Genomic DNA, 16,098 nt, shown 5'->3' with positions numbered 1-16,098 from the left:
TATCTTTCTGGTAACATATCTCCAACATCAAAAACTAGAAAACATTTCTGACAACAGAAAACCTGTATTTATCACCTCTATAAACAGCTGTTTTATATTCAAGAGGTTTACCATCCCTGGAATATACTTTTGATTCCACAATCAATACAGGACTTCCTTTCTTAATTTCAAGCATCTTCGCTATGTATGAGTCAGCAATAGATGCTTCAAAAGTCTGATCTGCCACCACCGAGGTTATTCCGGGTATATACTTATACAGATCAAATGTAGTTACTGAATATCCTTTTTCTATATATGAAACTGCCAGTTCCTTCATTTTTATCCCCAGTTCTCTTTCAAAATAACTGGAATAAAATGCCATGGGCATATTATCTCCCAGGCCCAGTAAAGTTATTTTCGCAAGATTTTGAGAAAGCGGCACCTCCAAAATCCTGCTCAACTGATAGGAGTTCTCCACAAAGTTGATATCTATAAATCGTGTTCCCGGTTTAATACCTTTGTTTAATAGGGAATTTTCAAAAGTGGTGAAAGTAAAAAGAGGCTGTTCCACTCTATTTTGCGATACGAAGGTTCCTTTGCCGTGGGAACGGTATACCAGGCCTTCTTTTTCAAGTTCATTCAGAGCCTGTCTGACGGTAATACGGCTTACTTTGTATTTCTGGCAGAGTTCTCTTTCAGATGGTAACTTTTCACCTTTACCTATAATACCGTTATTAACCTGCTCGACAAGTATATTTTTTATCTGCTTATAAAGGGGAATTCCTTTATTTTCCTTTATTTCATTATACGTTACATCATTTCTATTCTGATGCAGAAAATCCATACCGTTCTAATTCTATCCTTTCCTGTTTGATATATTCTTGGGCTTAATCCATATATAATACTATTTCATAATTCCAACCATTCTTTTTGGAAAACCTACTATTACTTCCATATTTGCCTTATACATGAACAAAGACTATTTAGGTTATTATAACATGTTATGATATCATCAAGAAGGAATTTTGAAAAATATAAAGAATATATATACATGTAATAACATGTTATAACCACTTTATTGAAAGGAGCTATATTACTGATGAAAGAATTAAAATTTCTCTGCCCTAATGGCCATTTAGGCTTTGCCCCGACAAAAGAAGGAAGTTTCTATCTAGGAGTAAAGGAAAAGCCTGACTATATTCTCTGTGATTCCGGTAGTGATGATATAGGACCGGGTCCCCTGGGAGAAGATATTTCTACCAGTCCAAAGGTCTGGCAGACCCATGACCTGGAACTAATGCTGGTTGAAGCACGAAAACTTGGAGTACCAATGTTAGTAGGTTCTGCCGGAGATACCGGAACCAACAGCAGAGTTGACCTATATGTGGATATAATAAAAGAGCTTGCAAAAAAACATAATATTCCTAAATTTAAACTAGGATATTTTTATTCTGGGGTAGACAAGGAATATCTTAGAGAAAAAATGAAAAAAGGAGAAGTAATTGAAGGATTGGACGGCCGCAAGCCTCTTGATGAAGAAACACTGGATAAAACAGACCGGATAGTGGCAGTAGCCGGAATTCACCCTTATGTAAAACTCCTGGAAATGGGAGCCGACGTTATTATTGGAGGACGGTCAAGTGACTGCGTAATTTTTGCAGCTCCTGCCATTTACCACGGTTTCCCTGAAGACCTTTCCTACTACCTTGGAAAAGTTCTGGAATGCGCCTCATTCTGTGCCGAGCCCTATGGGGGAAAAGAATCTGTTTTAGGGATCATTTCAGAAAATGATGTAAAAGTTAAAGCAATGGCTCCTGAACAGAGATGCACAGTTGCTTCAGTTGCCGGTCATGCCATGTATGAAAGAAGCAATCCTTTCTATGAATATGTTGCAGGCGGTATGCTGGATATGACCAAGTGCAAATATGAACAATATGATGAGAAAACCTGCAGAATTACAGGTCCCAGATTTATTCCAACTGAAGGTAAAATCAAAGTGAAACTTGAAGGTTCAGGCAAAGTAGGTGAGCGGTTTATCGGCATCGCCGGAATAAGAGATCCTTATACAATAAAGAACATTGACAAAGTTATTGAATGGTGCCGAAAACAAATTGTAGAGCGTTTCGGCCATACCGGTTACGAAATCTATTATCACATTTTCGGCAAAAATGGGGTAATGGGAGATATGGAGCCTATAAAAGAAATTAAATCCCATGAATTAGGTATAGTAGTGGAAGGTATCGCTCCAACAAAGGAAATGGCTGAGGAATTAACTATGATCGGTACCCGTCAGATTTTTTATGCCCGCCTGCCTGAAGTGAAAGGAACAGCAGGAGGCGCAGCTTTCATAGTAGATGAAGTTCTCCCTGCCAAACCGGCATATATGTGGACCATGAACCATGTTGTGGCAGTGGAAGATCCCATGGAACTATTTAAAGTAAATATTATAGAAGTAGGTTAAACCTATACAGGTTAAAGGTCTGAATAGATCAGAGTCCCCATAAGTCAAACCTTATATAAATAAAACTTTTGTGATTTAAATAGATTGGGAGGATAGGAAATGAACACCAAAAAACTGGTTGAACTGGCTAAAACCATCAGAAGCAAAAATGCAGGAACAGACAAAATTACTTTTGATATTATTTTTCGAGAAAAAGAAAATTATGAGTTAGTGAAAAAAAGCGGCGTTTTAAACAAGCAACTAGTCTGCAGCCTCTATAACCTGGAGGAAAAAGATATTGCTGATTTCGTTGAGTTCGATCCGGCTTATGCCATCAAATTTACTATTTACAGGAAAAAGCCCAGCGGTAGTCCTGGAGAATCGGATGTTTTCGGCTGTCAACAGTATGCGCCCCTGCTGGATGTTGAAATACCTGTATAGAGGTATGGGGACAGTCCTCTAGAGGTATGGGGACAGTCCTCTACTTTTGGGGACTGTCCCCTATTCTCAAAGTTATCCCTTCAGACTGCCTGCAGTAAGGCCTTCCGTCAAATTGCGCTGGAAAATCGCATATATAATCAATACAGGCATTATAACCATTATACACGCAGCAAATAAGGCTCCCCATTCCTGTCTGACAGATTGTGCAACCTGCAGCTGCAAAATTGCCATAGACACAGTCTTTTTGGGTTCATCTACAATAAGAGTAAGAGGAAGTATATATTCATTCCAAAAATCAAGAAAATTAAATACTCCTACAGTAATAAGCCCAGGTTTTGCAAGAGGTATTATTATCTTCGCGAATGTTGCAAAATAACCGGCGCCGTCAATCTTGGCCGATTGTTCCAACTCACTGGGCAAAGTTTTGAAAAATGCAGTCAGCACAAATACTGCAAAGGGTAAAGAAAATACAGAATAAGCAATAATAAGTATTGTTCTGGTATTGTAGAGTCCAATTACACGTGAAAGCATAAACAGCGGCAAGACAGCAATAATGTGAGGTATAAGCAGACCTACCAGGAAATATTTATATATTTTTCCGCTCCACTTAAACCCCATTCTGGTTATGATATATGAAACCATTGAAGCCAGTACAAGATTCAGCAATACCGAAGTTACTACAATAAATACGGTATTTATGGCATAAATGTGCAGCTTGGTTTTTTCCAAAGCCAAAATATAATTTTTCAAATCTACTTTACTGGGAAGAGCCCAAATATCTGCATAAAATTCTGCCGGTGTCTTAAAACTATTCATCACTATATATATAAAAGGAACCACAATGATTAGTGACAGTATGCCCAGAATTATTCTTAACAATGTTTTTGTTATAAATGTTTTTACGGCATTATCCAAAATTGTCAGCCTCCTCCCTAATATTCATAGACTTCCCGTTCAGTAAACTTCAGTATAATAAGTGCCAATACCATGGTTACCACAAGTATTGCCCCACTGATAGCTGCTCCATAACCATACTTGTAAAGTTTAAAGGCCTGCTGGTACATATATGTGGTAAGGAGTTCTGAAGCCCTGTCAGGCCCACCCTCGGTAAGTATGTAAACCACCTGAAAGCCTACGCCGCATGAAGTAATTATAAAAAATACAAGGGCGGTCCTTACTACTTCCCATATAAGTGGAATGGTTATTTTAAATGTTTGCTTTATTTCACCGGCACCATCAATACGCGCAGCTTCATAAAGGGAAGAAGGTATATTTAATACAGCTGCCATAAATAATACCAGGTAAAAACCTAATGATTTCCATACCATTACTGTTACAACACAATTTTTAACCAGGCTGCTGTCTCCCAGCCATACCTTGCCGGGTATCCCTACCAGTTCAAGTAATCCGTTCAGCACACCTATGCTGGGATTAAATATACTTCTCCACATTACGCTGATTATAACCATCGGTACCGCTGAGGGAAAAAAGTACAGAACACGGTAAAAATTCTTCTCTCTCAATACATTTCTGGAAAGCACCACTGCCAGGGCTATAGAAAGTGTAAATACTACTATGGTATTCAATATAAATACATACATATGATTTCCTAATGTCTTAAAAAAAATCGGGTCATTAAACATCTTGACGTAATTATTAAAGCCAACAAAATTCATTTTCAATGATAGTCCCCTAAAATCAAAAAAACTCATAAACAAGCCTAAAATACAAGGTACTATCAGAAAAAAAGTATACATGAACAGAGGTGGAATAGTAAAAGCCGAAATAAATAATGACCTTTCTTTTGAAATAGATCTTTTTCTTGATGAAATTTTGGCTTTGAGCACAGCATTAGCCTTAGGTAAACTTTTCATATCCATGTTAATCTCCCCCTTTCATGCAATCACAGCTGAGCAGGTTGTACAAGAGTTGTAGAATTGTAAAGTTATTGAGCTACAGAGTTGCAGAATTGGTTAAAAGGGGCAGTATTAATCTACCCCTTTTAAATACTCAGACATACCTTCAATCCCATGGCAGGCAATACTTCAGCTTTTTTTCTCTCTCGTGTATTTTACAATTGAAGAATCAGCTTTGGTTGCTTTATTGAATTCATTCATTCTCTTCGCGAATTCATCAGCGGTGATATCGCCGTTTACAAAGGCAGTTATGGAATCACCTGACAGGATCAGATGTTCCGGATACCAGGAGCTTGCCATTTGAATCAACGGCATATTGCCTGCAGATATTGCCTCCCATGTTCCCTGGACTGATTTGGGAAGCAGGTGTCCAAACTGTTCGGAGAATCCCTTTAGCGGGAGCCCGTTAAGAGACGTGCTTACCACTTTGGCAGTAGTATCATAGTCAGATAAAAAGTACCTGTAGTATTCACCGACAATGTCTTCATTTTTTGTCTTGGAAGAAATACCGCTTACAACAGAAGCAAGAAGAGTATAGTTTGTTCCGTTTTTGTCCGAAACACCTGAAAATGGCAGATAGGTAAGCTCAAAATCAGCAGGCCAGTTTCCGGCCATTTCTGCTTCCAGCCAGGAACCGCAGGGATAGAATGCAAAAGTCCTCTTGATAAATTCCATTTGAATTTCAGAAGCATCCATCCCTGATGCTTTAACATCAAAATAACCTTTGTCAACCATCATCTTTAAACGATTCATAACTTCTCTTACGGCAGGTCTGTCCCAGGCATCATCCTCAAGATTCTCGATTGCTATAAATGTGTCATAATCCAGGGAAGCTACCATCGGATAGAAGAAATAATTCATCGCGTACTCACCAGCCCATCTTCCAGACCAGGAAAGGCCATATATACCTTTTTGTTTGAGTTTTTCACAAACTTCCACAAACTCATTCCATGTTGTGGGCGGGTTTAAATTATTGTCCCTTAAAAGCTTTGCATCATACCATAGACCGCTGGTATAGATGGAATCAGCCATAAGGTAGTATTTCCCATTTAAATAACCTTTCTGGATTGCATTAAAATCCATAACATCTTTTAAAGTTTTTGTACCATCAATAGTTTTCAGCGGGTATAAGAAGTCGAGAGGTTTGCATATCCCTTCGGATATGGCTCCATAATAGTCATAAAAGCCTTGGTTCAGGTCAAATATGTCGGGAGGATTTCCAGCCATTACTCTGTTTCTCATAATCTCGTGGGCATTGTGGTCGTAAACTACGTTTACATTAAGTCCCGGATATACTTCTTTTAACTTCGCAACAATGGGGTCCGCCATTTGTCCTTGTCCGCCTACCATGAAAAGTACATCAAGAATGCGGCCATTGAAGTCATATTTTGCGTCTGGCTTTGCAGGGTTTGGGTTATCGGCAGATGTACTCTTATCGCAACCGATAAATAATCCCATAACCAATAAAGCTACGAGTAAAACCGAGATTGCCCTTTTAATAATTTTTTAACCTCCCTATGTAATTTTTATTTTTTGAATTTACTCACCACCGGCTTTCTTTGTTGAAAGGTACATTGAAACGCTAATATATTATTATGTGTATATTTTTACGAATATTTTTATGCATACTTTTGTACAGCAAACTCGTTTCGCTCGGGGATTCAGCGGGGGTCTTGTAATCCCCCACTGAACAAGGTTGTTATTGTAATTTGTAATTTGAATCAATTCAGATCCCGCATATAGAAGCGGGAGGCTTCCTGATGCTTGGTTAAATATTGTTTTTGCTATATCTTTTCAATTATTCTTACATGGTTTTCAAACTAATTTCCTTATTCCTTGGACTGAACTGTATCTCCATCCTCAGCAAGAGCTGAGAGGTCTTCTTCAAAAGCCTTTAATACTTTAATTACTTCATTTCTCAAATATTTAACCTTTTCTTTCATATCTACTATTTTTTCTCTTTCTATTTCATTAAGTTCTTCCAGTCTTCTTTTTTCTTCCTGGAATTTATTTCTCGCTTCCTGAATTATTGACTCTGCCTGCTCCTGAGCTTTAATTAATGCATCAGCAATTTTATCCCTGTCGCCTTCTATCTGGTTTATCTTACTGGTTGCTTCCTCATATTTCATGGTCATGTCTTTGATCTGAGCCTTTAATGCAGCTATTTCATTATCTTTTTCTCTTATTTTATCCTCGAATTCTCTTAATATCTTTTCCACATAGGAATTAACATCAGATTTATTAAATCCGAAAGTTGAAGTTCTGAAGCGTTTTTCTCCTGGCATGATAATCTCCTTCCATGATTCTATATTTATTTGTTTGTCAGAACTGAATTAGTACTAGTTAACGGAAATATTGGTCGCAAATAAAAGATATAAAAATTAATATAACACTAAATATAATGCAATAATCTTATATTTAACTTTCATGCTCAATTATATATCAATTATATATTCAATTAAAATTCAAAAAATCCTCTTTTTTAGACGAAAAAATTCCAAATACTCTTTTTGTTTGAGAATCTGGAATTTAAAGGTAAGTAATTTATCATTACTGACTAAATTTATCTTCAGCAAACCCGCTTCGCCCGGGAATTCGGTGGGGGTCTTGCAATCCCCCACTGAACAAGGTTGTTATCATAATTTGCATCAATTCAGCTCCAGATTATAGAAATAGAACCGAGATTTTCTTGATGCCTGGTTAACTAGAGAACACTGTTTAAAAGAGCATCAAATTCAGCTTTTGGTCTTCCTCCCACGGTAGATTTAACTAATTGGCCTCCTTTAAATATTAGAATTGTAGGTATGCTCATAACCCTGTACCTGGAAGCTAATTCATTTTCTTCATCAACATTAACCTTGCATATCTTTACTCTGCCTTCATAATCATCAGCCAACTGATCGATTATCGGAGCAATTGCTCTGCAGGGACCGCACCATTGTGCCCAGAAATCTACCAATACAGGTATATCAGATTTTAACACTTCCTTGTCAAAATTCTGTTCAGTTAGGTTAATAACTTTATCACTGGCCATTTTTAATCCTCCTTATCATATTACAAGTACTTATAGTACTTATTTAATTATTATATAGCTTTATATTATATATAGCTTTTCTTAAGAAAATTAAATCATACTAACTATAGTTCAAAAAACATTACCAGTTCACTTAGTGAAGTTTGTATGATTTTTTAATTATAATGCTGCCACTTGGATGGCAAACTTTGCAATGTATATACTTATAATACTTATACCCGGTTTTTCCTGCAATAAACAATATATATTCAAATATTATGATATTTCAATATATAAATGTGTAAAAATTAATTCTATATATTATCTATTTTATAAAATTATATTATCTGTTTAAAAATTATATTATTTCCTCTATAAATAAGTATCTGTCTTTTCTTGATACTATATGCCAATCAATCAGCTCAATAAAATCTCCTTTATATGCTCTTTTAATCTTCTTTGTTAGATTAAAAATAGTATGCTCATTCTTTTTTATAATGCTTTTTAGGGGGCTTTCCTTATCATCCAGTATATATATCTCTCCATGTTTTGAAATGATAATTTTATCAGCGTCTGCCTGAGACAATAATTCTATTTTATTCCAGCTATCTACTCCTTCCTGGTCCACTTTACCGGCAAAAATTCTGAATATTTTACCTTCCTGGTTCATTTCCCCCAAATAAATATTATCTTCACCATCCAGTCCCAACATAATAGACTTGCCTTCTGCAGGACTGTTCAGGGGGTATAACTTACCGCCATCCCAAATATAAAGTGATAAATCTCTATGCTGCAATATAAGTGTATCGCTATAGAGGGCTTTTTTAATCCTGGTCGAAAAATCAACATCCATTATGAAACTCAGGTTATCCATAATATCAAATTTATATATGCTCGACTTGCTGTTATTCCCAACTTTAATATATACTATATTGGTCAGAGGTGAAAGCGCTATTTCCAGTACTTCGCTTTTTATTTCCCGAACTTCCAATTCAGGATAGTCTCTTAATATGTCCCCATCGGCATCATAAGTATTTACTTCTATAACGCTGCCCTCTTCTTTCCATGTACCCATAGAATAAATTATTATATTTCTGTCCGGGAGCCACATGTAGTATGATAAAACTTTACCATCTGAAGGGAAAGATTTTATTATTCTGCTTCCTTTTGTTTCTATAAGGCACAGTTCATTTTTATGTAAATATGCTGCGTACTTCCCGTTATATGACACCTTAATATTCTCTGCATCTGCCGGAATTCTGGCCTGCCTGCTTCCTGCAGCCTCCTGGGGATTTACCACCACAATATTCACTTTATTTTTGTTCGGCAGATATAAATAATTAAAGTATGAAAGCACCACCAGCTGAACTAGTAAAGAAACTATAGTCCATATTGTTATTCGTTTAATTGTTCTGATAATTCCTTTTTTATTCATATACAAAGTATTCTTCCTTCCGGCAGTAAAGCCGCTTTCCTGAGTTTTCTTCATTCTTCACTTGTTGGGAACCACCATAAAAACTGACGGAACAGTTCTCTCTCCCAGTTTGTCCGATGGCCTGTTTACAACCTTTCCATTAAAAAACATTGTTGTAGATGACCCTCCGTCAAGATTGGCGGCATTAACTGCCCCAAACTTAAGCAGAATATCCTGTACTTCCTTTAAGGTAGCTCCCAATGAGCCCAAGTTTCTTCCATCAATAACCAGCATAAGCACTTCTCCTGTCTTCCGCTGGCCTATTGCAGTTCTTGGTGCTATCCCCCATCCTCCGTCACCTTCAGTTATGGTAGGGTTCCCATTAACTATCAGCGGCGGTCCAAAACTGACTCCTTCTTTGACTTTGTATCCTTTTAGTTTAGAAATAGAATGCTTTCCCACTATGAGAACACCTTTATCAGTAAAAGCAACTGTATCCTGGGGTATATTCTCATCACCGCACTGATTGTAGACTACCTCACCGTCATGTATAATAAATCCCATAGGATTCCCACCGGTACCTACCGACTTTTCATCAATAAAGCCTCCTGCGTTTATTGCGGCTATAGCACCGTTTTTAATAGCTATTTCACTTGTTGTACTGCCTGATTTGGGGAGATTTTCAGAATACCCTACAACTATGCTTTGAGGTTGATGGACAACCAACAGTTTCCCCCTGAATCCCGAACCTTTAATATCATAATATTCTATTTTTTCTGTTTCTTTTGATCCAAAATTTAAAATCTGTAGTGCTTCACCATTTTCTGTGGGATCTACTGCGTAAGAGCGGGAAAGAATTTCCTTAATTTTTTCCTCGCTAAGAAAAAATCGTGTTATGCTGTGATGGGTTAATGTATTCCAGGTAGCTCCAGTAACTACCCTCTTTACTTCTTCAAAAGGGCCATAAAAAATTAAAAAGGGCATAGTAATAAAACTGAAAACAAACATGTATAGCAAAAAAGCCAATGCCCACTTTATGGAATTTTTTTTTGTTTTATTTCTTTTTATCCATTGCCTTTTAGTCCAGGAGCTTAATTTTATTAACTGCAAAAATTAACCCTCTTTCTTGAATTTCTTGAATATATTATAATGCTCTTATGCTTTGTTGCTATACAACAATATGATAACTGATTGGCCTGTTGTTGTGAATACCAATTCTTAGGAGTGATGGAAAGCAAAAAGGCAGTATGGAAGCATAGGGACGGTTCTTCTTCTTTTTGAGTTTATTTGAATAACATGCGTTAAAAAGTTAAAGATATATAAGAAGTTAATGTTATACAACAAATATGGTATTATAAATGTTACAATTTACATAATAATAACAATGGAGGTATTTATGTATATAACCGGGAAAATAATTGTTACCACTGTAATACCGGACCAGTTAATCAAATTAAAAGAATTAGCCTACAATCTATGGTGGACATGGAATTACGAAGCAACAGAACTCTTCAGGGAAATTGATCCTGATTTATGGGACAAGTTAAATAATAATCCTGTGCGTTTTCTCCAGGAAGTCAGCAGGGAAAACCTGTTAAAAAAGGTACAGGATCCTGTTTATATGGAGAAATATAAAAGTGTCTGCCAGAAATATGATGACTATATGAATTCTACTGACACATGGTTTTCAGATAATTATCCTGATAAAAAGGATCAAAATATAGCTTATTTTTCGGCAGAATATGGTCTTCATGAGATATTGCCCATATATTCCGGTGGATTGGGAGTTTTATCAGGTGACCATTGTAAATCAGCCAGCGACCTGGGGCTTCCCCTTACCGCAATAGGCCTTTTTTATAAACATGGGTACTTTGATCAGACTATTAACCGTGAAGGATGGCAATTAACTGAATATAAAGAACTTGTTGCCTCTCATCTTCCTATGACGCTGGTCACTGATCATATGAACCAGCCTATATATATAAATGTGGAATTTCCTGGCCGGATTATCTACGCCAGAATATGGAAAGTAACAATAGGAAGAATTTTTCTATATCTAATTGACACTGATGTTGATAAAAACAATCCTCAGGACAGAATGATAACCGCCAGGCTCTATGGGGGTGACCAGGAAACCCGGATACAACAGGAAATACTTCTGGGTATTGGTGGTTACAGAGTCTTAAAAGCTCTTGGTATAAATGCAACGGTATTTCACATGAATGAGGGCCACTCAGCTTTTCTTGGTCTTGAAATAATGCGGAAACTGATCCAGGAAGATAAGCTGCCTTTTAATGTGGCAAAAGAAGTTGTCGCATCTTGTGTGTCATTTACTACACATACTCCCGTTCCGGCAGGTAATGATGTATTCCCACTTTATTTAATTGATAAATATTTCGGCAATTTTTGGCCCACTCTTGGCATCAGCCGCGAAGAATTTATTAGTTTAGGCCGCAGAGAGAATGATTACGATAATTTTAATATGACCATACTTGCCATGAAACTTGCAGGACGTAAGAATGGAGTAAGCAAGCTTCACAGGGCGGTAACCAGGAAATTGTTCAACAATCTGTGGCCAGGGTTGCCGGAAGATGAGGTTCCCGTTGATTATGTTACTAACGGAATACATACTCTTAGCTGGCTTTCTCCTGAATTTAGGAGTTTATATGATAAATATTTAGATCGTAACTGGGAAGAAAAACTTTGTGAAAAGGATATATGGGACAATATTGACAATATACCTGATAAAGAGCTTTGGAAAGCTCATTGCTCAGCAAAATCCCAAATGATAAATTTTTTACGCAGTAAAATCCGTGAACAGAGAATAAAAAACAATGAGCCCCTGGAAAATATAAAAGAAGTTGATACATTATTAGATCCCCAAGCTCTAACAATAGGGTTTGCAAGAAGATTTGCAACATATAAAAGAGCAAATCTTATTTTCAGAGATCTAGAAAGAGCCAGGAGGTTATTTAACATATCCGGGAAACCCATTCAAATAATATTCGCCGGTAAAGCTCATCCCGCTGACAGGCCTGCACAGGAAGTAATAAAAAATATACAGGATATTGCCATGCAGGAAGGATTTAAGGGAAAGGTAATTCTAATCGAGAATTACAATATGTCGGTAGCACGGAACCTGGCACAGGGTGTGGACCTGTGGATGAACAATCCGAGGAGGCCTCTTGAAGCAAGTGGCACAAGCGGCCAGAAAGTTTGTATAAACGGCATAATAAACTTTAGTGTTCTGGATGGATGGTGGTGTGAAGGCTATAACGGAAAAAACGGTTTTGTAATCGGCAATGATGTGGAATATGATGATGAATGGTACCAGGATAATGCAGATAGTGCATCAATTTGTGATGTGTTGGAAAACCAGATTATCCCTATTTACTTTCATAGAAATGAAGAAGGGGTCCCCCTGGAATGGGTGTCAATAATGAAAGAATCAATAAAGTCACTGACTCCTCAGTTCAATACTCACAGAATGCTAAGGGACTATATTTCAAAGATGTATATTCCCTCCATGGGAAGAATGGATAAAATAACATCTTCGGACTATAAGCTCGCAAGAGAACTTTCAGATTGGAAGATGCATATAAAAAATAATTGGCATCAGGTTAATATAATTACGGATAAATCCTCAAACCATCTGCCGGAATATAAGACCTTTACCGGAGATGAAACCAGCATTTCTGTTCTGGTTAATCTGGGAAACATAAACCCGGATCACGTAACAGTTCAGTTATATTATGGATATTACGGAAAGGATAACATAATAAGTCAACCTGAAATCATTGATATGTCTCCTGAGGAAAAAGTTGATGCCACTACTTACCGCTATAACTGTAAAATAAGGCTTATGGAAGGCGGGGAATATGGCTATACATTCAGGGTTATCCCTTATAATCCCCAATTGATTGACAAATTTGAACAAGGCCTTATAAAATGGGCTGTCCGGTAATTTTATTGACTTAAATAATGAAGAACAATATAATTAATTATGATTAATTATTAATTCAATATGCTGATTAATTATTAATTCTATATAATTATCATATAATCTTGGAGGATACGATGTGTAAAAAAATTCTGCGGAGTTTGTCATGCTGTATATTATCCGTATTGCTTCTTTTTCTGTTCCCTAGTGCAGCTTTGACAAATAACATCAGTTACAGCAGCTTACCTGACAGTTCCCTGGCAGGTCCTGAAATAAAAGCTAAATCTGCTGTACTGATGGAATCAAAAAGAGGACAGATTTTATATGGTAAATCACCGGATACAAAACTTCATATTTCCGCTGCCAACAAGATTATGTGCGCACTGGTTGTTATTGAATCAACGAAACTGGATGCAAAAGTTACAATAAGTAAGGAGGCTGTCGATACACAAGGCTCAACTCTCAATCTTGAAGTTGGTGAAAAATATAGTGTGGAGGATTTACTTTATGCTATTATGTTAACCTCTGCAAACGATGTAGCTATAGCACTGGCTGAATATGTAGGCGGCGATATAGCTAAATTTGTGGACATGATGAATACCAAAGCATATGATCTTAACCTTAAAGACACCTACTTCACCAACCCTACCGGACTGTACGATGAGAATCAATATACCACTGCATATGATATGGCAATGCTGATAAAGTATGCCATTTCTAATCCCACTTTTAACAGAATTTTTGCCACATCACTAAAACCATGGGTAAGTGCAGGAGGAAAATCCACCGTCCTAAAAAGTCAGAATGAACTTTTCTGGAGTTATGACGGGGTGGATGGAGGTAAAACAGGTTATAATGTACCGGAATTACAAACAGCAATAACAACTGCATCAAATAATAACCTGAGATTAATCTGTGTAGTTCTGGATTCTCCTCAAAGCAGTGTTTTTGTAGATTCCACAAATCTCCTCAATTTTGGTTTCCTGCACTTTAGAACCGGTATTTTGGTGAAAAAGGGTGAACCCCTGCAAAGTGTCACAATAGGTGATCAAATAGTCAATTTAATCAGTTCTACTGATATTTATTATACTCATCCTATAGGAGAGAGTTTTGTAAAAAGTTTTGATGTTAAAATAATTAATGATCTTACTCCTCCCATACAAAAAAATATGATAATTGGTACCGCAAGATATATTCTGCAGGATAATACCATTATTGATATAAATCTTTATCCGGACAGGGAAATATCCCCTCCCCAGAGTTTGTATTCAGTCATTTCCAGCAAAGTATCTGAAAACAGGGATATTTTTATACTTGTGGGCACGTTGCTGGCTATAGAGGTTGTTTTAATGATTTACAATTTAACCAGGTATATTGCAAAAAAACGAAATAAAAAACGAAATCCTGAGTCTGTTAACAATTAGCGGCCGGTGAGCCCTCTGATCCAAGTGCCAGGCAGTTTTTTAAGGTTTCATTTATATTTAGGACATCCTTCATTTCAAAAAAACCTGACTTTTTATATACGAACCTTACTGCATAAAGGGCTCCTTCCCCAAAAATCCTTCTTGAAAAAGACTCATGGGAGATTTCAATTCTATCTTCCTCACCTATTATTAATACCTTGTGTTTCCCTACAACACCACCTGCTCTTATTGCAGTTATAGGTATAACTGTATCTCTGGATGCACTACCTGAGGCTATTAAACCTCTTTTTATTTCATTTGCAATCTTTAATGCTGTACCTGAAGGAGCATCTTTTTTCCTTTTATGATGCATCTCTGTAATCTGAAAATCATAATTGTTCAGAATATTTGAAGCAATATTTGCCAAAAGCATAAGTACATTCACTCCAAGGGTTATGTTGGGAGCATAGACTATACCATTATGGTATTTCTGAGTAAGCTTGTACAACTTATCCAAATCCTCATCAGAAAAACCGGTAGTTGCAATTACTATCCCTGCTTTCATTTTTGAAAATATAACAGCATTTTTCATGGTGGCATCAGGATTTGAAAAATCCACCACTACGTCAGGTCTTGCCTTGAACATCATTTCTTCTAAATTATCAGAGGAATGTACTTTTATACCTGTTTTTGCACAACCTATTATTTCTCCCAGATCTTTGCCGACTTTCCAACTTCCAGGGCTGCATACTGCTGCCACAAGTTTTATATCCCTTTGTTCCATAAGAACTTTCGCTACTTCTTTTCCTGCTTTACCAAGTCCAACAAGACAAACTTTAATCATGCGAAAACCCCCTTTAATCTAAATTTAATTTTTTATAATAGGTTTACACTTCATGGTAATTTTTCAGGTTCATATAGTTATTTAGTAATATCCATATATTACGCATTTTTTATTTCCTGAACATAACTAACAGGAAATCCATTCATATGTTATTTTGTAAAATAACACATATGCCCTAACTTAGTCCGTTAGAGTAATATTTACTTGATAATAACTTGATTAAATAACTAGATTATTTTAATAAAATTACCTGAATGATAAAAAAACCACAGAGAAGTCTCTGCAGTTTTGCATCAGAATACTGACATTCATATCACCTTCTCTTCCAACGCTTACGAGGTTAGCTGACGGATTCGGATCGAAAGAGATTGACCCTACTGTACCTTCTATTTCTGATACAGATTCACCCCAAAATTTGGTTCCCCCGCTCTTTACGATTAAGCGTAATTAAATATTAAATTTTAAGTTAAATTACTATTTACTAATCCAATAAGTTTTTAACATATATAATATATCAAATACCATTACCCCTGTCAAGAAAAATTACCATTTAAATTACAGCTTTACCTGAGTTTACCATAGATTCTTAATTGAAAAAGTTATTTCCACCCCAAATTCATAGGTAGTGGAAATAAGTTTTGCAAATCAGGAAAAAAAGAAAAGTGGAAATTAATTTTGCAAACATCTTTTTAGTTCATCCACCCTCAT

Annotated in this window: 13 protein-coding genes; 4 read left to right on the top strand and 9 right to left on the bottom strand. The window is 36.5% G+C overall.

The window, feature by feature from the left end; genetic code table 11:
• Positions 1 to 34: 34 nt before the first annotated feature.
• Positions 35 to 823, bottom strand: a complete 789-nt coding sequence (locus GXX20_09405) for a GntR family transcriptional regulator (GenBank protein HHW31870.1) — start codon at positions 821 to 823, stop codon at positions 35 to 37.
• A gap of 255 nt (positions 824 to 1,078) precedes the next feature.
• Here GXX20_09405 and GXX20_09400 point away from each other — a divergent pair, with 255 nt between their 5' ends.
• Positions 1,079 to 2,440 carry a DUF1446 domain-containing protein gene (locus GXX20_09400; protein HHW31869.1) on the top strand — a complete coding sequence of 454 codons (1,362 nt, stop codon included), beginning with the start codon at positions 1,079 to 1,081 and terminating at the stop codon, positions 2,438 to 2,440.
• Between the two features lie 99 nt (positions 2,441 to 2,539).
• Positions 2,540 to 2,860: a DUF4387 domain-containing protein gene (locus tag GXX20_09395; protein ID HHW31868.1), complete on the top strand. Its 321-nt coding sequence runs from the start codon at positions 2,540 to 2,542 to the stop codon at positions 2,858 to 2,860.
• A 72-nt stretch (positions 2,861 to 2,932) separates the two neighbouring features.
• On the opposite strand, the gene GXX20_09390 is transcribed toward GXX20_09395, so the two are convergent.
• The 7 genes from GXX20_09390 to GXX20_09360 all read right to left on the bottom strand — a co-directional run bounded on the left by GXX20_09390 (position 2,933) and on the right by GXX20_09360 (position 10,211).
• Positions 2,933 to 3,775, bottom strand: coding sequence for a carbohydrate ABC transporter permease (locus tag GXX20_09390; protein HHW31867.1), 843 nt, complete (start codon positions 3,773 to 3,775; stop codon positions 2,933 to 2,935).
• Between the two features lie 17 nt (positions 3,776 to 3,792).
• Entirely contained in the window at positions 3,793 to 4,740 is a 948-nt protein-coding gene (locus GXX20_09385) for a sugar ABC transporter permease (GenBank protein ID HHW31866.1), read from the bottom strand.
• A 165-nt stretch (positions 4,741 to 4,905) separates the two neighbouring features.
• Complete coding sequence (locus tag GXX20_09380; GenBank protein ID HHW31865.1) at positions 4,906 to 6,234, bottom strand: extracellular solute-binding protein; 1,329 nt, start codon at positions 6,232 to 6,234, stop codon at positions 4,906 to 4,908.
• 371 nt (positions 6,235 to 6,605) lie between these two features.
• A complete protein-coding gene (locus tag GXX20_09375; GenBank protein HHW31864.1) occupies positions 6,606 to 7,061 on the bottom strand; it encodes a hypothetical protein in 456 nt (151 codons plus the stop codon).
• A gap of 419 nt (positions 7,062 to 7,480) precedes the next feature.
• Entirely contained in the window at positions 7,481 to 7,810 is a 330-nt protein-coding gene (gene trxA, locus GXX20_09370; GenBank protein HHW31863.1) for a thioredoxin, read from the bottom strand.
• A 337-nt stretch (positions 7,811 to 8,147) separates the two neighbouring features.
• Complete coding sequence (locus tag GXX20_09365; GenBank protein HHW31862.1) at positions 8,148 to 9,278, bottom strand: hypothetical protein; 1,131 nt, start codon at positions 9,276 to 9,278, stop codon at positions 8,148 to 8,150.
• A 3-nt stretch (positions 9,279 to 9,281) separates the two neighbouring features.
• Positions 9,282 to 10,211, bottom strand: a complete 930-nt coding sequence (locus GXX20_09360) for an exopolysaccharide biosynthesis protein (protein ID HHW31861.1) — start codon at positions 10,209 to 10,211, stop codon at positions 9,282 to 9,284.
• A gap of 388 nt (positions 10,212 to 10,599) precedes the next feature.
• Here GXX20_09360 and GXX20_09355 point away from each other — a divergent pair, with 388 nt between their 5' ends.
• Positions 10,600 to 13,167, top strand: a complete 2,568-nt coding sequence (locus GXX20_09355) for a glycosyltransferase family 1 protein (protein ID HHW31860.1) — start codon at positions 10,600 to 10,602, stop codon at positions 13,165 to 13,167.
• A 113-nt stretch (positions 13,168 to 13,280) separates the two neighbouring features.
• On the top strand, positions 13,281 to 14,567 hold the full coding sequence (locus tag GXX20_09350) for a D-alanyl-D-alanine carboxypeptidase (protein HHW31859.1): 1,287 nt from the start codon (positions 13,281 to 13,283) through the stop codon (positions 14,565 to 14,567).
• Here the strand turns inward: GXX20_09350 and dapB are convergent.
• Positions 14,557 to 15,390, bottom strand: a complete 834-nt coding sequence (dapB, locus tag GXX20_09345; GenBank protein ID HHW31858.1) for a 4-hydroxy-tetrahydrodipicolinate reductase — start codon at positions 15,388 to 15,390, stop codon at positions 14,557 to 14,559. The genes GXX20_09350 and dapB overlap by 11 nt on opposite strands.
• Positions 15,391 to 16,098 lie beyond the last annotated feature (708 nt).

The sequence above is a fragment of the Clostridiaceae bacterium genome, assembly GCA_012840395.1.
Lineage (GTDB): Bacteria > Bacillota > Clostridia > Acetivibrionales > DULL01 > DULL01.
Note: the sequence above shows the minus strand (reverse complement) of the source record. Positions and strands in the feature narration are given on the sequence as shown.

Bases quoted from the DNA above. Each gene is read 5' to 3' on its own strand.
- GXX20_09365 (HHW31862.1), bottom strand. From the start codon at position 9,278: ATGAAGAAAACTCAGGAAAGCGGCTTTACTGCCGGAAGGAAGAATACT.
- dapB (HHW31858.1), bottom strand. From the start codon at position 15,390: ATGATTAAAGTTTGTCTTGTTGGACTTGGTAAAGCAGGAAAAGAAGTA.
- GXX20_09385 (HHW31866.1), bottom strand. From the start codon at position 4,740: ATGGATATGAAAAGTTTACCTAAGGCTAATGCTGTGCTCAAAGCCAAA.
- GXX20_09380 (HHW31865.1), bottom strand. From the start codon at position 6,234: ATGGGATTATTTATCGGTTGCGATAAGAGTACATCTGCCGATAACCCA.
- trxA (HHW31863.1), bottom strand. From the start codon at position 7,810: ATGGCCAGTGATAAAGTTATTAACCTAACTGAACAGAATTTTGACAAG.
- GXX20_09355 (HHW31860.1), top strand. From the start codon at position 10,600: ATGTATATAACCGGGAAAATAATTGTTACCACTGTAATACCGGACCAG.
- GXX20_09360 (HHW31861.1), bottom strand. From the start codon at position 10,211: ATGTTTGTTTTCAGTTTTATTACTATGCCCTTTTTAATTTTTTATGGC.
- GXX20_09375 (HHW31864.1), bottom strand. From the start codon at position 7,061: ATGCCAGGAGAAAAACGCTTCAGAACTTCAACTTTCGGATTTAATAAA.
- GXX20_09400 (HHW31869.1), top strand. From the start codon at position 1,079: ATGAAAGAATTAAAATTTCTCTGCCCTAATGGCCATTTAGGCTTTGCC.
- GXX20_09395 (HHW31868.1), top strand. From the start codon at position 2,540: ATGAACACCAAAAAACTGGTTGAACTGGCTAAAACCATCAGAAGCAAA.
- GXX20_09350 (HHW31859.1), top strand. From the start codon at position 13,281: ATGTGTAAAAAAATTCTGCGGAGTTTGTCATGCTGTATATTATCCGTA.
- GXX20_09405 (HHW31870.1), bottom strand. From the start codon at position 823: ATGGATTTTCTGCATCAGAATAGAAATGATGTAACGTATAATGAAATA.